This is a genomic window from Parvularcula marina (assembly GCF_003399445.1).
Classification (GTDB): Bacteria; Pseudomonadota; Alphaproteobacteria; order Caulobacterales; family Parvularculaceae; genus Parvularcula; species Parvularcula marina.
Map to the genome: position 1 here is coordinate 2,607,602 of NZ_QUQO01000001.1, position 17,678 is coordinate 2,625,279.

Annotated in this window: 17 protein-coding genes and 1 tRNA gene; 8 read left to right on the forward strand and 10 right to left on the reverse strand. The window is 59.2% G+C overall.

What is annotated here, in order from left to right; translation table 11 throughout:
- Positions 1–48 precede the first annotated feature (48 nt).
- The gene (gene cpdR, locus DX908_RS12575) at positions 49–411 is read left to right on the forward strand and encodes a cell cycle two-component system response regulator CpdR (RefSeq protein ID WP_116392656.1); all 363 of its coding nucleotides are present in this window, start codon (positions 49–51) and stop codon (positions 409–411) included.
- Positions 412–428: 17 nt separating this feature from the next.
- Here the strand turns inward: cpdR and DX908_RS12580 are convergent, their stop codons facing one another.
- Positions 429–854, reverse strand: coding sequence for a phosphatase domain-containing protein (locus tag DX908_RS12580; RefSeq protein WP_116392657.1), 426 nt, complete (start codon positions 852–854; stop codon positions 429–431).
- Between the two features lie 11 nt (positions 855–865).
- Positions 866–2,425 carry a serine hydrolase gene (locus tag DX908_RS12585; protein WP_116392658.1) on the reverse strand — a complete coding sequence of 520 codons (1,560 nt, stop codon included), beginning with the start codon at positions 2,423–2,425 and terminating at the stop codon, positions 866–868.
- 131 nt (positions 2,426–2,556) lie between these two features.
- On the opposite strand from DX908_RS12585, the gene DX908_RS12590 reads away from it, so the two are divergent.
- Positions 2,557–2,631: transfer RNA gene (locus DX908_RS12590), tRNA-Val, on the forward strand.
- 65 nt (positions 2,632–2,696) lie between these two features.
- Here DX908_RS12590 and DX908_RS16680 read toward each other — a convergent pair.
- Genes DX908_RS16680 through DX908_RS12605 form a run of 4 tightly spaced genes read right to left on the reverse strand, consistent with a single transcriptional unit; the run spans position 2,697 to position 4,752 of the window.
- Positions 2,697–2,975, reverse strand: a complete 279-nt coding sequence (locus tag DX908_RS16680; protein ID WP_199564705.1) for a 3-keto-disaccharide hydrolase — start codon at positions 2,973–2,975, stop codon at positions 2,697–2,699.
- Positions 2,975–3,454: a 3-keto-disaccharide hydrolase gene (locus DX908_RS16685; protein WP_199564706.1), complete on the reverse strand. Its 480-nt coding sequence runs from the start codon at positions 3,452–3,454 to the stop codon at positions 2,975–2,977. The genes DX908_RS16680 and DX908_RS16685 overlap by 1 nt, the downstream gene beginning before the upstream one ends.
- Complete coding sequence (locus tag DX908_RS12600) at positions 3,451–3,918, reverse strand: heme-binding protein (RefSeq protein ID WP_116392659.1); 468 nt, start codon at positions 3,916–3,918, stop codon at positions 3,451–3,453. The genes DX908_RS16685 and DX908_RS12600 overlap by 4 nt, the downstream gene beginning before the upstream one ends.
- A 36-nt stretch (positions 3,919–3,954) precedes the next feature.
- On the reverse strand, positions 3,955–4,752 hold the full coding sequence (locus DX908_RS12605; protein ID WP_116392660.1) for a ThuA domain-containing protein: 798 nt from the start codon (positions 4,750–4,752) through the stop codon (positions 3,955–3,957).
- Positions 4,753–4,889: 137 nt separating this feature from the next.
- On the opposite strand from DX908_RS12605, the gene DX908_RS12610 reads away from it, so the two are divergent.
- The 5 genes from DX908_RS12610 (at position 4,890) to DX908_RS12630 (ending at position 10,443) form a co-directional block, all read left to right on the forward strand.
- Positions 4,890–5,459 carry a gluconate 2-dehydrogenase subunit 3 family protein gene (locus tag DX908_RS12610; protein WP_116392661.1) on the forward strand — a complete coding sequence of 190 codons (570 nt, stop codon included), beginning with the start codon at positions 4,890–4,892 and terminating at the stop codon, positions 5,457–5,459.
- 28 nt (positions 5,460–5,487) lie between these two features.
- Positions 5,488–7,164, forward strand: a complete 1,677-nt coding sequence (locus DX908_RS12615; protein WP_199564707.1) for a GMC family oxidoreductase — start codon at positions 5,488–5,490, stop codon at positions 7,162–7,164.
- Between the two features lie 68 nt (positions 7,165–7,232).
- Positions 7,233–7,826, forward strand: coding sequence for a gluconate 2-dehydrogenase subunit 3 family protein (locus tag DX908_RS12620; protein ID WP_158548751.1), 594 nt, complete (start codon positions 7,233–7,235; stop codon positions 7,824–7,826).
- Between the two features lie 26 nt (positions 7,827–7,852).
- Positions 7,853–9,544, forward strand: a complete 1,692-nt coding sequence (locus DX908_RS12625; RefSeq protein WP_116392663.1) for a GMC oxidoreductase — start codon at positions 7,853–7,855, stop codon at positions 9,542–9,544.
- Entirely contained in the window at positions 9,541–10,443 is a 903-nt protein-coding gene (locus DX908_RS12630; protein ID WP_116392664.1) for a sugar phosphate isomerase/epimerase family protein, read from the forward strand. The genes DX908_RS12625 and DX908_RS12630 overlap by 4 nt, the downstream gene beginning before the upstream one ends.
- Here DX908_RS12630 and DX908_RS12635 read toward each other — a convergent pair.
- On the reverse strand, positions 10,432–12,324 hold the full coding sequence (locus tag DX908_RS12635; RefSeq protein WP_116392665.1) for a glycoside hydrolase family 2 protein: 1,893 nt from the start codon (positions 12,322–12,324) through the stop codon (positions 10,432–10,434). The two genes, DX908_RS12630 and DX908_RS12635, sit on opposite strands and share 12 nt — an antisense overlap.
- Positions 12,325–12,449: 125 nt before the next feature.
- On the opposite strand from DX908_RS12635, the gene DX908_RS12640 reads away from it, so the two are divergent.
- Positions 12,450–14,045 (forward strand): TolB family protein, encoded by a 1,596-nt coding sequence (locus tag DX908_RS12640; RefSeq protein ID WP_158548753.1) that lies wholly within the window; start codon positions 12,450–12,452, stop codon positions 14,043–14,045.
- 3 nt (positions 14,046–14,048) lie between these two features.
- Here the strand turns inward: DX908_RS12640 and DX908_RS12645 are convergent, their stop codons facing one another.
- The 3 genes from DX908_RS12645 to DX908_RS12655 are packed head-to-tail and all read right to left on the reverse strand — an operon-like array spanning position 14,049 to position 17,656.
- On the reverse strand, positions 14,049–15,368 hold the full coding sequence (locus tag DX908_RS12645) for an MFS transporter (protein ID WP_116392667.1): 1,320 nt from the start codon (positions 15,366–15,368) through the stop codon (positions 14,049–14,051).
- A 50-nt stretch (positions 15,369–15,418) separates the two neighbouring features.
- Positions 15,419–16,465 (reverse strand): sugar phosphate isomerase/epimerase family protein, encoded by a 1,047-nt coding sequence (locus DX908_RS12650; RefSeq protein WP_116392668.1) that lies wholly within the window; start codon positions 16,463–16,465, stop codon positions 15,419–15,421.
- Positions 16,466–16,486: 21 nt separating this feature from the next.
- Positions 16,487–17,656, reverse strand: a complete 1,170-nt coding sequence (locus DX908_RS12655; protein ID WP_199564708.1) for a Gfo/Idh/MocA family protein — start codon at positions 17,654–17,656, stop codon at positions 16,487–16,489.
- Positions 17,657–17,678: the final 22 nt, after the last annotated feature.

The window sequence follows — 17,678 nt, forward strand, 5'->3', positions numbered from 1 at the left end:
AGGCTGATCGGGGTAGACCTCCCGGGCAGTTTAATAGGGACTATGGGCATGGCGGCGATCTTGCTGGCTGAAGATGACGACAGCATGCGGGGCTTTCTCAAGAAGGCACTGGAGAAGGCAGGCCATGCCGTTGTGGACGCTTCACAAGGCGATGATGCCCTCAATGAGCTTCAGCTCCGCGAATTCGACCTTCTGCTGACGGATATCGTGATGCCGGTCATGGACGGGATCGAGCTGGCGCGCCGCGCGGCCGATATCGATCCTGAAATGAAGATCATGTTCATCACCGGTTTTGCCGCTGTTGCGCTCAACCCGGCGAACAAGGCGCCTAAAGAGGCGAAGGTTCTCTCCAAGCCGTTCCACCTGCGTGACCTTGTCGATGAAGTCGACCGGATGCTCGCCGCGGCGTAATAAATTCCGTTTGGAAACTAAAAATCTCCAGGCGCGACCTGCGCGCAGACGATCCCGTGCCGCCGCCACATGGCAACAACCTTGTTCCGGTCATCGAAAACTAGGTCGGGCAGCGCCGGCTCTTCGAGCAGCCAGCTTTCCTTCAGGACATCGTCAGGGGTGCTGTCGCCATCTGCCCGCATTTTCAGTGTCACGTCGGGCAGGCCTGCGGCGGCGAGCCAGATTTCTGTCTCATGGCGCACCTCATCTGACCGCCCGGACCAGATTTCGATGCGGTGCCCTGCGGCATAGAGCGCCTTGACCGTCTCGATCACGGGCACAATCGGTGAATCCTCCGTGCAGGCACGAAAGAAGGCGGACCAGTTCTTTGGCCGCGTCGTGACGTGATGACGGCGGTGCTCGATATCAGCCAGAGTGCCGTCGAGGTCGCAGATGATGAACATGGGGCTACCCGTTAATCGACCCGGACAAGATCGAGGTCGTGGAAGTCATAGGAGAAATCCGTGATGTCAGAGACGGCTTCCATCGCCATGCGGGTGATCTTGCCGTCTTCTTCCGTGAACGTCACGAAGGCATCGGCTTTCAGCGAACGATCCGGCCAGAAAGCGACAAACCGATCGCCATCATAATGGCTGAGCGAACCATCGAGAATTTCAGACCGGCTCATATCGATGAAGAGCTTGCCGTCCTTCATGCTGATCGTGACATCTCCATACCAGGCGTCCCGATAGACCCCCGTATAAGCCGCAAGGGGCAGGCTTGGGGCCGCCGCATCTGTCGGCGGGGAGACAGCGCCAGCAAGGGCAGCCTGCGCTTCGGCAATCGATTTGGCGAACCGCTCACCTGAGGCGGCGATATAGTCATACTGCCGGCCGCCCAGGAGATCATCCGCTATCTGAGTGGTGAAGGTTGAGGCTGTCCCCCGGTAATCATTCGATGACGCGAAGATGCCGATATTCTTCTCAGGCAGGAGGATGAAATTGCTGGTCACGCCGGGCGCCCCGCCGGAATGCGAGACCATCAGCGTGCCTTCGAAATCGGTGATATTCCAGCCAAGGGCATAAAGCTGCATATGCGATGCCCCGGCATTGAAACTTCCGCCGCTGCGTTTCGGCGTCACGCCAGTCCAGAGTTCCCGCGCCTGTTTCTCGCTGATGATCCGTTCACCGTCTTTGGTCTCCGCGCCATCAAGCCAGAACTGGGCCCAGATCATCATGTCACTCGCCGGACAGACGAGACCTGCGGCGGCAGCATGTTCTGGCTTGAAGAGCGTGCGTTCATCAACGGGCACGCCTTCTTCCTCGCCGGGCGCGCGTTCGTGTCCCGTCATCAGGGTCTGTTCATCACGCATCCGGGTATAGTCCGTTGCGCATTCTTCAAGCCCGACAGGCTCGAAAATTTCTGCCCGGACGAAATCCGCCCAGCTCTCACCAGAGGCGCGGGCGACGATCTCACCAGCGACGATATAAAGGAGGTTGTCATAGGCATAGGCGGCCCGGAACTCTGTGCTCGGACGCAAATGCGGCAGGGCGGCGATGATATCGCCGGCGGTGGAATAGGAATCCGGCCAGAAGAGCAGGTCCCCGGCACCGAGCGGCAGGCCCGACCGGTGGGTCAGCGCATCGCGCACGGTGAAGTGCTCACTGACCCAGGGGTCATACATCGCAAATTCTGGGATATAAGTCCGGACCGGCGCATCCCATTCAACCAGCCCTCTGTCGACGAGGATGGCCAGCGCGGTCGTCGTGAAGGCTTTCGAAATCGACGCGACGGGCAGGAGCATATCCTCCGTAAGCGGTGCGTCCGTGCCTTCATCGGCTTTACCGTAGGCCGCTTGAAAGACGACCTCGCCATCGACGGTGATGGCCGCCGCCATGCCGGTGGCATCGAAAGCTTCCATGGCCCGCAGGGCTTCGCCCTCAAAATCGGGCAGGGCGTTTTCCGGTTCTCCTGACGGCGTGGCACAGGCGGCAAGGCCCAATGCGAGGGAGGAGGCGATGGCCAGCTTTTTCATCTTCTCTGCCTTTGAAAAATTCGTGATGTCCTAGCTCCCGCAGGACGGCAGAAATGTCCAGACAGGCGATCTTGAATGGCATGAGGTTTCGCTTGCCCGTCTCGTTCCTCTCGGCTATCCCCTCGCGCTCCGGGCGTATAGCTCAGTGGTAGAGCACTGCCTTCACACGGCAGGGGTCCGTGGTTCGAACCCACGTACGCCCACCATTTTCCCGGCCTATCGCTTCGCTACTTGAGGCTGCGTCGTAGTCGCCTCGCGACGAAGGCGGGCATCATTCCTCCAGCACCCTGATCTCGATATTACGGAACTCTGTCGGATGGGTTTCGGCCTGAAGGGCAAAATATCCGCGCGCGACAGGCGTGCCTTCGCCCTCGACGGGCATTGCATCACCAATCTGGGGGGACTGGTAACGCATCACTTCCTCGCCATTGATGAAATGGATGATCTCCTCGCCGCCGCGGACATGAATTTCCGCCTTCACCCAATCGTCGCCGTGATATGTGGGAGAGGCCGAATTGATGCAATGCTCGGTACGCAACACGCCATCCATCACGACATGGTATCGGGCGTGCACAGATTACCTGTCGGACGCTCATCCGCCCCATTGCCGCCAAGAAGCTGGACTTCGATGGAACGGGGGAAGTCCTTGTCCAGCGGCATGGTCGCGGGGTCTTCGGTGTGGACCATCAGACCATTATTGCGCCACGCCCAGTCCGGCCCACCACTGATCTGCTCACCGAGAAAACGGTATTCGAAACGGATGTCATAAGAAGAGTAGGGCGTCTCGTAAAAGAGATGGCCGAACTCTCCCTGAAAGACGTCATACTGATCATAATGGATCTGCAGGACGCCGTCCTCTACACGGAATGTCTCGAACGGATCCTCGCCAAGGGGATAGCCGCTCAGTTTCGGTGTCCAGCCGGTGAGGTCCTTGCCATTGAAGATCGGCACCCATTCAGCGGTCGCCTGCACTCTTTCACCGCCGCAGGCCGCAAGGGTGAGAGCCAGAAGTAGGGCAGCGCGTCTCATTCGGGACGATCGGTGCTGAGATCCGCGAGCACCGCCCCCGCATTGCCGCAGGCAATATCGAATTCGGTGACAGCGCCCGAAACACCGACGCCGCCAACGCCGACACCATCACTTGTGAAAAGCGGCAGGCCGCCGCCAAAGGTCGCCATGTCCGGCGCGGCGGGCCCGTTCCAGTTTGCCGTCTCACTGCTCGCAAACTCATAGGTCGCAGCCGATTTACCCTTCCATTTGGCAACCTCCGCGGCGGCGGTCGAGGCGCCGTCCATCTTGGCGTAGGTGACGAGGCGCCCGGCATGATCGAAGATCGCAACAGCAATCTCCTCGCCATTCTTCCGGGCATGATCGAGGCAGCCGTCACGGATGGTCTCGGCGGTGGCAAGGTCCATGACCGGCCGCATCGTCTGGGCCTGTACGCTGGCGGTTGAGATAGCGAGTGCCATGATGGCGAATACGGATTTTTTCATTCTTATAGCCTCCCTGATGAGAATTGGGACGGGGGGTTATTCCGCCGCCGTCACCCACTTAACGCCGCCCAGCACATGTTGCTGGAAGATATCCTCCGTATAGGTTTCTGCTGTGTGGCCCATGGAGGTGTAGAACACCCGGCCGCCGTTGAATTCATGTTGCCAGGAAATCGGGTTGGGGTTCGCATCCGCCTCACCAATCGAGGCCGGATCGAGTGTGACGAGCAGGGTCACCGCCGGGTTATAATCCTTGATATAATACCATTCATCGACGCGGGAGAAATTCGTCGGGAGGCCCTCCGTACTCGTCTGGCTGGCATTGATGACGGAGAGTTCGCCGCGCGGTGTGCCAGGAGGGTGGCTTTCAAAATAGCCGCCGATTAATTTTCCGTACCAGGTCCAATTATAATGGGAATCCGACGCGCCGTGAATGCCGATGACGCCGCCGCCATTCTGGACGAAAGCCTGAAAGGCCATGCGCCGGTCACCGACCCACCATTCGCCGCCTGGCTCGCGGGAATTTGATGTCGTGTTGATGAGCATCAGGGCATCGATATCGGCGAGGCCTTCGGTCGAGAAAATCTCGGGGTCCTCGCTCGCCGTGACGCGATAGCCTTCGGCCTCCAGCATCGCCGTCATGGCAGCGACGCCGGGCTCGATCGATTTGTGCCGCCAGCCCGTCGAATGGGAGAAAATGAGGATGTGCGGCTTGTCCGCCGCCGCAGGGGTTTCCTGTGCTGAGGGCCCACCGCATGCCGCAAGAAGCATGAGGATCGGGAGCAGGAAGAGCGGCGTCCTTTTCCCCAGCATTTTCGTGTCAGACCTTAATCCCATGGCGCATTTCTCCCTTATTGACTGTTTATGCTACTCGACGATGTTGGCGCTAACAGTCATAGTGGCGGAAATCGCACGGGATGACACATTCTTCTGCACCTCCCGGCATAAGAAAATAAGGCGTGGGAGGCGTCCGCATGGCAGACAGGGGTGAAAGCCCGGACCGGCGCGAAGTGCTGCGCCGCGCCGCCTGGTTGGCGGGTGGGGCCGCGATAAGCCAGCTTCCGGCATGTTCAAAGAGCGTTGAACCGTCCGCTACCGCTGCGCCGGCAACGGAATTCTTTTCCGCCGATGAGATGCGGCTCATCACCCGGATTGCCGATCTAATCATTCCCGAGACCGACACACCCGGCGCATCGGGCGCAGGCGTGCCGCAAAAGCTCGACGAGATGATGGCCCATTGGGCGTCTGAGGAGACGCAAAGCCGCTGGCGCGGTGTTCTCATGCGCATTGATAGGGCTGCGGAGGAAACCTACGGCAAATCATTCCTTTCCCTTACCCCGGCACGGCAACATGTCTTGCTACGGATGTTCGATCGCGATGCGATGCATACGGGCGGGGACGATTATCACGATGTGAAGGAGTTGATCGTCTCCGCTTATTATCAGTCCGAGGTCGGCGCGACGCAGGAATTGCGCTTCGAGCTTATCCCCGGCGCCTATCGGGGCTGCGTGCCTCTTGCGGAGATTGGCCGCGCCTGGGCGTGAGCGGCAAGGGCTTGTGAGGAGGGCGTCGGTGGAACCGGAATTTGATGCAATCGTCGTCGGCTCCGGCATGAGCGGGGGCTGGGCGGCAAAGGAGCTCACCGAGCGGGGGCTCAAAACCCTCGTCATCGAGCGCGGGCGCCATATTGAACATGGCGCTGATTATACCGATTTCGATGCGCCCTGGGAGCTGCCCTATCTCAACCGCATCCCGGAAGACGAACAATCGCTTTATCCCTTTGCCAGTCAGGCGACGAAACATTTCCGGATGAAGGCCGGGGACCATCCTTATTCAGTGCCGGAGGACCGGCCATTCCGCTGGTTCAGGGGATATCATCTGGGTGGCCGCTCGCTGATGTGGGCGCGGCAATCATACCGCATGAGCGATATCGATTTTGAGGCCAATAAAAAGGACGGGTACGGCGTCGACTGGCCCATCCGCTATCAAGATATCGCGCCGTGGTATGATCATGTCGAACGGTTCGCAGGGATTTCAGGGCAGGCCGAAGGCCTTGAGCAATTGCCTGATGGCGTCTTCCAGCCGGCGATGGAGCTCAACTGCCTCGAGGAAGAGATGAAAAAGCGCCTTGAGGTCGCATACCCGACGCGCAAGCTTACCATTGGCCGCTGCGCGCATATCACTGAGGCCACAGAGGAGCAGCTGGACCTCGGACGGGGGAATTGTCAGTATAGGAGCTATTGCTCGCGGGGCTGCAGCTTCGGCAGCTATTTCTCATCCCTCAGCGCGACATTGCCCGCAGCGCGGCTCACCGAAAACCTCACCATCGTCACCGATGCTATCGGCCACAGCGTCATCTATGACCCCGAAACGAACAGGGCGACCGGGGTGCGGATCATTGATTCGAATACGAAGGAAGGCCGCATTTACACCGGACGCGTCGTTTTTCTGTGTGCCTCGGCCATCGGCTCTGCGCAGATCATGCTCAATTCCATGTCAGATGCATTCCCCACCGGCATCGCCAATTCTAGCGATATGGTGGGCCGGAACCTGATGGATCATGTCAGCGGCATGGGCGCAGGCGGCAGCTTCGACGGCTTTGAGGACATGTATTATTCGGGCCGCCGGCCGAACGGGTTCTACATTCCGCGCTACCGCAATGTGACGGAAGATGCGCCCGATTTCGTGCGCGGCTACGGGTTTCAGGGCGGCTGCCAGCGCGGCAGTTGGGAACGGGGCCGCGGCATGGCGGGCATCGGTGCTGACTTCAAACATGCCCTGCGGACCCCCAGCGGCTGGAGCGTCTGGCTGTCAGGCTTTGGCGAGATGCTGCCCAATCCCGATAACCGGGTGACGCTACATCCGACGAAGACGGATCAATGGGGCATGGCCCAGGTCCATATCGACTGCACGCTGGGTGAGAACGACAAGAAACTCGCCAGACAGGCTAATCTGGATGCGGTGGCGATGCTGGAAGCGGCGGGCTTCAAGAATGTCTCCGCGCGTGGGGAGGAACCTTTTGCGCCGGGTTCGGCCATCCATGAAATGGGGACGGTGCGGATGGGGCATGACCCCAAAACATCCGTGCTCAACAAATATAATCAGGCACATGACGTGCCGAACCTCTTTGTGACGGATGGCGCCTGTATGACGTCCACGGCATGTCAAAACCCGTCACTCACCTATATGGCGATGTCCGCGCGCGCTGCGCATCATGCCGCCGAATTCCTCAAGGCAGGGACGATCTAGAATGCGGGTACTCCACGATCATATCTGTACGAACAGCCATAGTGCTGGAAAGCCGAAGGAGGCTGGCGATGAAACGCGCTGAAAACAAGTCGCCGGAAGCGCCGATCGACCGGCGGGAGCTGATGCGCCGAGCCGTCTATATGGTCGGCGGCGCGGCGGCGTTGGCCGGGCTTGAGGGATGCTCGGGCGCAGAAGGAAATGTCCAGCCGCAGACGAGAGGCAGCGCAGGCCGATATTTCTCAGCTATCCGGATGGACCAGCTTCGCGCCGTTATCGATGTCATGATCCCCGCGACAGATACACCCGGTGCTATCGCTGCCGGGGTGCCAGAATTCATGGATGACATGATGCGCGACTGGGCGTCCGCCGAGACGCGCTCTCAAATGAAAGCCGTCCTTGATCAGATTGATGAGCGGGCCATCCGTGTCGGCGGCCGGTCTTTCCGGCGGCTAGCGCCTGAGCACCAGCTCGCCGTGCTCGAAGGTTATGACGCCCATTCCTTCGAAGTGTGGAATGCTGACTATCAGCGTTTCAAGGACCTTGTGCTGCTTGGCTATTATCATTCTGAAATCGGGGCAACGCAGGAACTCCGTTTCGAACTCATCCCCGGGCGGTGGGATGCTTGCGTGCCCTTGGGCGATATGCGGACTTGGGCTGACTGAGCGTCACTGAATAAGAAAGAGCTTTCATGGATTTTGATGCAATCGTCGTCGGCTCCGGGATCAGCGGGGGCTGGGCCGCCAAGGAACTCTGCGAGCAGGGCTTCAAGACACTCGTGATTGAGCGGGGCCAGCACGTTCAGCATGGGGCGGATTATCAGGATTTCCGAAACCTTTGGGAGCTCGATAACCGGGGGCGCATGCCGGAAGATGTTCTGGACGAGGATTATGAAATCCAGCGCCAATGTTATGCCTTTAACACGGCGAACCAGCACCTTTTCGTGAAGGATTCTGACCACCCCTACGAGACACCGGAAGGGCGGCCCTTTAACTGGTTACGCGGTTATCATCTGGGCGGGCGCTCACTCCTCTGGGCACGACACTCTTATCGCTGGAGTGAGATGGATTTTGAGGCCAATCTTCGGGATGGCCACGGGATCGACTGGCCGATCCGATATGCCGATATTGCGCCGTGGTATGATTATGTCGAACGGTTTGCCGGAATCTCAGGCTCCTATGAAGGCCTCGATCATGTGCCGGATGGACAATTCCTGCCCGCCATGGACCTCAATTGCGTGGAATCGGCTGTCAAAGAAAAGATCGAGGAGGCCTATCCCGGGCGTAAACTCCTCATGGGACGGATTGCTCATCTGACGGAACCTACCGAGGAGCAAAAGGAGCTGGGGCGCGGGCAGTGCCAGTTCCGCAATCTCTGCTATCGCGGTTGTTCCTATGGCGCCTATTTTTCCAGCCTCAGTGCGACCCTTCCGGCTGCCGAGCGGACGGGGAACCTCACCATTGTTACGGATGCCATCGGGCATAGCGTCATCTATGATCCGGCGACCGGCCGGGCCTCCGGCGTGCGGGTCGTTGATTACAATACTAAGGAGGGCCGTACCTATACGGCCAAGGTCGTCTTCCTTTGCGCGTCGGCAATTGGCTCCACCCATATGATGCTCAATTCGATATCGGAGCAATTTCCGAACGGCATCGCGAACAGCTCGGGCGCCCTCGGACGATATCTGATGGATCATGTCAGCGGCTTTGGGGTTTCGGGCACCATGCCGGGTTTTGCTGACAAATATTATGCGGGCAAACGGCCGGGCGGCATCTATGTGCCACGATTCCGAAACCTGCCCGGGCAGACGCCGGAGACGGATTTTGTGCGCGGCTACGGCTTTCAGGGAGGCGGCGCACGGGCGGACTGGCGGCGCGGCACCTATCAGGCGGGCGTCGGGGCCGAGCTCAAAGAACGCTTGCGGACGCCAGGTCCCTGGAGTTTCGGTTTCTCGATTTTCGGGGAGATGCTGCCGCGTGCTGAAAACCGCATCACATTATCGAGGAATACGGATAAATGGGGCATCCCGCTGCCGCATATCGACTGCACGCTGGGCGATAATGACCTGAAGCTAGCGGCGCGCGCGCTTGAGGACGCAACGGAAATGCTCGAGACGGCAGGTGTCGTCCAGCTGCGGACGAGAGCCGAGCCTGCACCGCCCGGTCATGGTATCCATGAAATGGGCAGCGCCCGGATGGGCCGGAACCCAAGGGAGTCCGTCCTCAACCGTTGGAACCAGGCGCATGATGTGCCGAACCTGTTTGTCACCGACGGGGCGTGCATGACATCATCGGCGTGCCAGAATCCGTCATTGACCTATATGGCGCTGACGGCGCGCGCGGCCCGGCATGCGGGGGAATTGATGAAAGAGGGCATCGTATGATGAGGGATAAAATGGAACGGGAAATCGATATGAACCGCCGCAGATTATTGGGGACAGGCGTTGCCGCTCTCTCGATGATGGCATTGCCGGGGTGTGCTGAGTTTCAGGCACTCGACCGGGTCGGTCTTGCCCGCAAGCGGCCGGGGATTCAACTTTATACCGTCCGTGCCGCGATGGAGCAGGATGTCCCCGGAACGCTCAAAGCCATTGCTGGCATGGGCTATGGAGAGGTCGAATTCGCCGGATATTTTGATGCAGGCCCTGCGGAGTGCCGCCGCATCGTCGCCGATCTTGGCATGACGGCACCGAGCGGTCATGTGCAAGCCCGCGATGTTCGCGATGCTCCGCAAAAGGTGGTCGATGTCGCAGCGGAGGCCGGTCATGATTATGTGACTATTGGCTGGCTGCACCCGGATGACCGGCAAACAATCAGTCAGTATCAGGAATGGGCGACGGCCTGTAACCGTATCGGCGAGCTCTGCAAGAAAGCAGGTATGCGCTTTGCCTATCACAATCACGATTTCGAATTCGTGCCGATTGGCGGCAATGTGCCTTATGATGTGTTGATGTTGGAGACGGATCCGGAGCTGGTCGATTTCGAACTCGATTTCTACTGGGTTCAGCGGGCCGGAAAATCGATCGAATCCGTGCTTGCATTTGCACCGGAGCGTTTCCCGATGGCTCATATCAAGGATATGGACACCGCCGGGAATATGACTGATGTCGGTACAGGGACGATCGATTTTGCGAGCATCCTTGGAAACAAGGAAATTTCGCGGATCAAGCATCTCTTTGCGGAACGCGATGACGCGCCTGACCCTTTCAAGTCAGCCGCGATCAGCCATGCGGGCCTTCAGGACATTATCGACCGGGCCTATCCGCGAAACCTATTCGGTTGAGGTCTCGTCTGAGGTTTCAGTCATGGTACGGTAATAGGCGGCAAGGATGTCAAAGGCCTCCTTCCGTTCACCGGTCTCCGAGATGAGCCCCTTGCGGTTCCAGCCCTGCTGATAAATCGGGTGCTGACGGCGGGGCGAGCGGAAATCCTTCAGGATCCAGGGCGACATGCCGCGCAGGAACGGCACGCGGTCCGCCATAGCGAGTGTCTGGCGGTAATATTCCGCCTGATATTCCTCAGTGAATTTGCGCGGGTTTTTTACTTCATGAAAACCAGCCTGTGCGCCTGCGCCATATTCGGAGAAAATCATCGGTTTTCCGTGGTCGGACAACCATGAAATCTCATGAACCTCGGCGAGGGGCACATTCCCGTACCAGCCATTATAGGTGTTGACCGCCATGACATCGAGCGAGGTGACGAGCGGATCATCGACTCGGGCGACTTCGCCATCCCCCTGATCGCTTTGGGAGGTGAGGAGGGCAGCGGTCACCAGCCGTGTGTCATCGAGTTCCCGGACGTCATCGATCAGCGTATTGAGGAAAATGTTTCGAGCCTCACTGACGGGTGTCTCATTGGCGACGCTCCAGAGGATGACGGACGCGCGATTACGGTCGCGCAGGATATTCTCGGCCAGCATGGCGCGGGCGGCGTCAAGCGTCCCTTCGTCTTCCCAATCGATGCGCCAATAGACGGGGATTTCACTCCAGACGAGCAGGCCCATCTCATCGGCCAGCCGCACGGTAGATTCAGAATGCGGATAATGGGCAAGGCGGACGAAATTGCCATTGAGGCCGTCCTTGATTTCGGTGAGCAGCGCGCGGGCGGCAGCCTCCGTCATCACACGTGACGGATCGCGGCCCAACTCCTCTTCATGCATGCTGATGCCGCGTAAATATACCGGTTTTCCGTTGAGGAGGATGTCCTCTCCCTCAACTGAAATCGTTCGAAAGCCGATCCGTTCGGCAAGATCATCTTCCCCTGCAGTGATCGTCACATCATAAAGCTTCGGGTTTTCCGGTGACCAGCGGACGAGCCTCTCGGGGGCGGGGAAGACGGCGGTCCATATCCCGTCCGCATTCGTCTCTTCTCGCAGGTCAATGCCGAGTTCCTCAATCGACAGTTGGATGGGCTGGCTTGCGGCTTTCGGGCCGTCGAGCCTCACGGTCACTCTTATGTGGCGGTTATCCGGATCAAGCCGGACCCATGCGTCATCGATGAATGTCTCTGGCGTGGTGATGAATTGGACGGGCCGAGTGATGCCGCCATAGGTCTCCCAATCAGTGACGGGCGGCGGCACGCTTTTGTCTGTTCGCTGAGAATCAACACCGATCGTAACATTGTTCTCGCCGCTTTTGACGAGATCCGTCACTTCAAAGGTGAAGGGCGTGAAGCCGCCCTCATGCGTGCCGGCAAGTTCGCCATTGAGATAGACGCGAGCCGTGTAGTTTGCGGCCCCGACGCGGATAAAACTCCGTTCCCCTCTCTTTTTCTTCGCCTCGAATGTGCGGGAGTACCAGACGAGCCCCTCATAATGACGCATTTCGGGGGCGTGATTGGTCCAGGAGGAGGGGAGGGTCACGCGCGGCGAACGCGCCATGTCATATTCAAATAGCGCGGAAGGTGCACGCCGCGTGGCGATATCGACATCCTGTGGGGCGAAGCGCTGATGCCCATATCCCGAGGGGCTGCCGTGAAATCCGTATAAGCCGTCACGGTAGGGATCGATCGAATAACTCCAGGAGCCTGAGAGGTCTTGCCCGTCGCGTGATGCTGCGTTGGCGACAACGAATTCCGGGCGGGTTGGCGTTATTTCGACTTGAGCTAGCGAAACTCCTCCGTAGACGAAAATGCAAGTTGCAATAAGGCCGAGTTTCTTCAGCATCGTTCCCTCCAGCTCATTCTTGATCCGGATATTCGTCTGGAAAATTGCAGTCCGAACATCGCGAAATCTCCTGAAATAGGCTAGCTTTCTTTGATGGTGAATGCCACCGAATGAGGGAGGAATGGATGAGAATTTCCACAAGTTTTTGGGCGCTGACACTGGCCTTGGGGGCGGGCGCCTGCGGTGGCCGTGAAGAGGCACCAGCCGAAGAAACGAAGGTCGTTGAAGAGAGTGACCAAGCACCCGTGAGCCTCGGTCTCTTTGATGAGATGAGTGATATTGGCGATGTGGCCACGCCCGGCAGTGCGAGTTTCGATCCCGGCACGGGGGTCTATGAGATCACGGCCAGCGGTGAGAATATGTGGGCGGACAAGGACGCCTTCACCTATGTCTGGACGAAAATGTCCGGAGACGTCTTTGTCTCGGCGGATATCGAATGGCTGGGTGAAGGGGTTCATGAGCATCGCAAGGCAGGCGTGGTCATCCGGGAAAGCCTTGAGCCGGATGCGCGCTATGCCGATATCGTCATTCATGGCGATGGGCTGACCTCCCTTCAGTACCGCGATGAAACAGGCGGCGAGACCCGCCAGATCGTCTCGGCTGTGCAGGACGCTTCCCGCGTACGGCTCGAAAAAGAAGGCGATTATGTCTTCATGTCGGTTGCACTCGAGGATGGTGGATGGCAGCGCGGCGGCGGCAATTACCGCATTCCGTTCGGGGATGAATTCTATGTCGGCCTTGCCGTTTGCTCGCACGACAACAGTGTGACGGAGACGGCGCGGTTCTCAAATGTCGAGATCACACCGCTTGATCTCGAACCAGTGACGGAGACGGGGTATCCCGCTGGCGTAGACAGCTCGCTAGAAATCTTGGATGTCGCAACCGGTAATCGGGAAGTCATTTATACGAGTGATGACAAATTCGAAGCGCCGAACTGGTCACGAGACGGCGAATATCTTCTTTTCAATGGCGGCGGGTATATCTGGAAAATTCCGGCAGAGGGTGGTGATCCGGTAAAGGTGAATACGGGGCCGTATATCCGGAACAATAATGATCACGGTATTTCCCCGGACGGCACGCAACTGATCATCTCCGATCAGTCGCAGCCGGATGATATCTCCCGCATCTATTTGCTGCCGATTGAGGGCGCGGATGAGCCGCGTGAAGTTGTTAGCCATCCGACGGCACGGTCTTACTGGCATGCCTGGTCACCGGACGGGGAAGTCATTGCCTACACGGCGCAGCGTCCTGAAATCTCGGACTCCTATAATATCTGGGCGAAGCGCCTCGATGGCGGTGAAGAATGGCGCGTGACGGACTCGGACGGTCTTGACGATGGCGCGGATTTTTCACCGGACGGGGAGTGGCTCTATTTCAACTCGACCCGGACCGGCGCCATGCAGATCTGGAAAGTTCGGCCCGATGGGACAGAACCCACGCAAGTTACATTTGATGAGAGCTACCGCGACTGGTTCCCGCATCCGTCCCCGGACGGAAAGTGGATCATCATGGTGTCCTTCGGGCTTGATGTGGATCTCGCCGATCACCCGCCGAACCGGGATGTCTTTATCCGGATGATGCCGGCCGATGGCAGCGAGCCGCCGCATATCGTTACCAAGCTGCATGGCGGTCAGGGGACGATCAATGTGCCGTCATGGTCCCCTGACTCAACCAGAGTGGCGATGGTCAGCTACCGGCTCGACCGGCCTGACCGTCCGTAAGGGTCAGTCATTGCCGCCGAGCTTCTTCTTGCGTTCGATGAACCAGACGGCGCCGAAGATGACGAACAGGATCACCGGGATGATCGCGATGGTTCGGAAGGATGTCTCCGCCGCATAGGCGAGGACATCCTGCAACTGCTCCGACCCCGGTTGAAGGGCTGCAAAAGCGTCCTGTCCACCGGCGCGTTCTAGCTTGGCTGTGTCATAGATGGCCCCAAGCTTTGGCAGGACAAGCTGGATCGCCATGGCGCCGGCAAAACCGACAAGCCCGATCGTCCACGGGCCACCGTGCGGATAGCGCTGGGCCACCGCGGCAAGCATGGTCGGCCACATGAAGCAGACGCCAACTGCCCAGATCGTTGCCGCAAAAAGCGCCGTGACCGGAGAATTGGCAACCGCGAGGAGATAAAGCCCCAACGCCGCCGGGATGGTCGTCATCCATAAGAGGCCCATATCAGAGACCCGGTGGGCGAGGGCGCCCGCGAAATGGCGCATCACGAACATGATGGCCGAGACATAGATCAGCACAATGATGCCCGGCATCTTCACGGTCTCGGTGAGGGCCACATCGACCCACGATCCGGGCGCCAGTTCCGCCGAGGCCGTCAGGAACATGATCACAAAAAAGATCCAGAAACTGGGCCGCTTGAACGGGACCATGATCATGTCGGTGAAGCTCATGTCAGGATCTTCGATCTGGGTCTTGGGAAAGGTTTCTTTCATCGCCCAGGCACCAAAGGCCGCACCCGGAATGATGATCATGGCGATCGCGACCTGCCAGCTCAAATTCATCGCCTGAAAGAGGACGAGGCTCAACAGCCCGCCTGCGACGATCCCCGCCGGCCACCATGCATGAAGGACATTGAGGCGGTGCGTCTTGTCATCAGGATATAGGACTGCGGTGACAGGGTTGATCGAGGCTTCGGTGGCGCCCCAGCCGAGCCCGCAAAGGATCATGCCGAACTTCACCATGAAGATGATCATGCCGCCTGCGCCCATCATCGGGGCAAGGATGATAAGTATGGGCCCCGCGATAAAACAGGCAGAGGCAAAGAGGAGGACGCGCTTTGCTCCGAACCGGTCGAGAAACGGGCTGATGACGAGGAGGGAGAGTGCAAATCCCAGAAAGGATGCGCCCAGAGCCTCGCCGATCAGGCGGCCGGAATTGGCCGCATCAATTGGGTTGAAGACGCCCGCCTGAATGGCGCCCGATGCGCCCGTCCGCAGGGAGAAGGACACAGCGGCGGTGAAAAGCGCCAATACGCTGATCCAGAAGAGTGCACGCTTATTATACTCCGTCTTCGGAGTCTGTTGTTCTGACATGTCGTTCCTCCCTCAAGGAAAGCCCTTTTCGGGCCATGTTTTCTTTGTCTTTAGTTCAGTCCGAGGATCCGGCGGTTCCGGTCCATGTCGGGCGCGGCGCCCGCAAAGTCGTCAAAGGCTTTCTCGGTCACCCTGATCATGTGATCGGCGATAAAGGGCGCGCCCTCGGCGGCTCCCTGTTCGGGATGTTTGAGGCAGCATTCCCATTCGAGCACCGCCCAGCCGTCATATCCGTACTGGGTCAGTTTCGAGAAGATGGCGCGGAAATCAATCTGTCCGTCACCGAGCGAACGGAACCGGCCCGGACGGTCCTGCCAGCCAAGATAGCCGCCATAAACGCCGGCTTTGCCGGTCGGGTTAAACTCCGCGTCCTTCACATGGAAGGCCTTGATCCGCTCATGGTAGAAATCAATGAATTGCAGATAGTCGAGCTGCTGCAGGATGAAGTGGCTCGGGTCGTAAAGAATATTCGCCCGCGGATGGTCATCGACTTCCTCAAGGAACCGCTCGAATGTCGCGCCGTCATGAAGGTCTTCGCCGGGGTGAAGCTCATAGCACGCATCAACGCCATTCTCTTCGAAGACATCGAGCAGCGGCTTCCATCGGCGGCCGAGCTCGGCAAAGCCTTCCTCGACAAGGCCCGCCGGGCGTTGCGGCCAGGGATACATCGTATGCCAGAGGAGGGCGCCGGAGAACGTGGCGTGTGAGGAACAGCCGAAGTGCCGGCTGGCTTTGGCCGCCAGTTTCACCTGCTCGGCGGCCCATTCGGCCTTGCCTGCCTCATTGCCGCGGAGCTGTTCGGGTGCGAAGGCATCGAACATTTCTCCGTAGGCGGGATGAACGGCGACGAGCTGGCCCTGAAGGTGGGTTGAAAGCTCTGTGACCTCAAGCCCCGCATCGGCGCAGATGCCCGCGACCTCGTCGCAGTAATCCTTACTCTCGGCAGCCTTTTCGAGATCAAAGAGGCGGCTCTCCCATGTTGGGATCTGCACGCCCTTATAGCCGAGCGAGCCCGCCCATTGGGTGATCGACTTAAGATCGTTGAATGGCGCGCTATCGTCCGCAAACTGCGCAAGAAAAATGGCGGGGCCTTTCATGCTCGTCTCCTTATTCGTGGGTCAGCTCTGGTTTTCGATACCGGCAAGCGGTGTCCAGGCTGAATTGTTCTTGCTGCTGATATTGGCGGCCCGGATGAAGCGCATAGCCGACATGCCGTCTTCGATCGTGGCGTAACCGGGCGGGGTGCCCGGCCGCTTGCCGCCATCCCGGACGTCGCCTGCAAAGGCCGCATAAAGATTGGCGAAGGCTTCGATATAGCCTTCAGGATGACCGCCCGGCGTGCGGCAGACGGCGAGGGCAGCGTCCGAGAGATAGGGCGTGCCGGCGCCAGAGCGCAGGACCATTTCGGGTTCGCCCCGACGTTTGAGGGAGAGAGTGTTCGGCTCTTCCTGAAACCAGTGAAGGCTCGCTTTGCTGCCATAAATCTCGATACGGAGGGCATTGATGGCGCCAGAGCAGACCTGGCTGGCCGAAATGAGGCCAGCCGCGCCGCCATCGAGCCGGAACATCGCCATGCCGTCATCATCAATCGCCCGGCCGGGCAGGACGGCGCGCAATTCGGCGGCAACATCAGTGACACGCTCGCCAGTCATGAACTCGACCATATTGTAGGCATGCGTGCCGATATCGGCAAAGGCACCGGACTCACCGGAGCGCGCAGGGTCACTGCGCCAGCTTGCCTGTTTGCTGCCCTTGGTGTCGTCCTCGCGGGAAAGCCAGTCCTGAAGATAGCTGACGGCCACCCGGCGGATCTCGCCAAGCTCGCCCGCTGCAATGCGCTCGCGCGCCTCGATCGCCATGGGATAGCCCGTATAGGTCTGGGTGAGGGCAAAGAGACGGCCGGTTTCTTTGACGGCTTCCTCAATGCGCAGCGCGTCTTCAAGAACGCCGGCCAGCGGCTTGTCGCAGATGACATCAAAGCCGGCCTTCATGGCAGAGCAGGCAATATCGGCATGCGAATCATTCGGTGTGACGATGGACACGCATTGCATCCGGATATCTTCAGGCAGAGCTAATTCTGCGCCGAACATCTCCGTATAGGATGCATAGCTGCGTTCTGGCGAGAGGCCGAGTTCCGCGCCGAAAGCGCGCGAGGCGTCGCCATCCCGGCTGAAGGCGCCGGCGACAAGGGCGATCTCTCCCGTGATCCCTGCCGCGAGCCGATGAATAGCCCCGATGAATGCTCCCTGGCCGCCCCCGACCATGCCCATGCGCACCTTTTTCGGCACATTCCCTCCATTATGTTACCGC

What these genes read in the sequence shown, in the direction of transcription:
- cpdR (WP_116392656.1), top strand. Translation starts at nt 49, where the DNA reads ATGGCGGCGATCTTGCTGGCTGAAGATGACGACAGCATGCGGGGCTTT.
- DX908_RS12580 (WP_116392657.1), bottom strand. Translation starts at nt 854, where the DNA reads ATGTTCATCATCTGCGACCTCGACGGCACTCTGGCTGATATCGAGCAC.
- DX908_RS12585 (WP_116392658.1), bottom strand. Translation starts at nt 2,425, where the DNA reads ATGAAAAAGCTGGCCATCGCCTCCTCCCTCGCATTGGGCCTTGCCGCC.
- DX908_RS16680 (WP_199564705.1), bottom strand. Translation starts at nt 2,975, where the DNA reads ATGGATGGCGTGTTGCGTACCGAGCATTGCATCAATTCGGCCTCTCCC.
- DX908_RS16685 (WP_199564706.1), bottom strand. Translation starts at nt 3,454, where the DNA reads ATGAGACGCGCTGCCCTACTTCTGGCTCTCACCCTTGCGGCCTGCGGC.
- DX908_RS12600 (WP_116392659.1), bottom strand. Translation starts at nt 3,918, where the DNA reads ATGAAAAAATCCGTATTCGCCATCATGGCACTCGCTATCTCAACCGCC.
- DX908_RS12605 (WP_116392660.1), bottom strand. Translation starts at nt 4,752, where the DNA reads ATGGGATTAAGGTCTGACACGAAAATGCTGGGGAAAAGGACGCCGCTC.
- DX908_RS12610 (WP_116392661.1), top strand. Translation starts at nt 4,890, where the DNA reads ATGGCAGACAGGGGTGAAAGCCCGGACCGGCGCGAAGTGCTGCGCCGC.
- DX908_RS12620 (WP_158548751.1), top strand. Translation starts at nt 7,233, where the DNA reads ATGAAACGCGCTGAAAACAAGTCGCCGGAAGCGCCGATCGACCGGCGG.
- DX908_RS12625 (WP_116392663.1), top strand. Translation starts at nt 7,853, where the DNA reads ATGGATTTTGATGCAATCGTCGTCGGCTCCGGGATCAGCGGGGGCTGG.
- DX908_RS12630 (WP_116392664.1), top strand. Translation starts at nt 9,541, where the DNA reads ATGATGAGGGATAAAATGGAACGGGAAATCGATATGAACCGCCGCAGA.
- DX908_RS12635 (WP_116392665.1), bottom strand. Translation starts at nt 12,324, where the DNA reads ATGCTGAAGAAACTCGGCCTTATTGCAACTTGCATTTTCGTCTACGGA.
- DX908_RS12640 (WP_158548753.1), top strand. Translation starts at nt 12,450, where the DNA reads ATGAGAATTTCCACAAGTTTTTGGGCGCTGACACTGGCCTTGGGGGCG.
- DX908_RS12645 (WP_116392667.1), bottom strand. Translation starts at nt 15,368, where the DNA reads ATGTCAGAACAACAGACTCCGAAGACGGAGTATAATAAGCGTGCACTC.
- DX908_RS12650 (WP_116392668.1), bottom strand. Translation starts at nt 16,465, where the DNA reads ATGAAAGGCCCCGCCATTTTTCTTGCGCAGTTTGCGGACGATAGCGCG.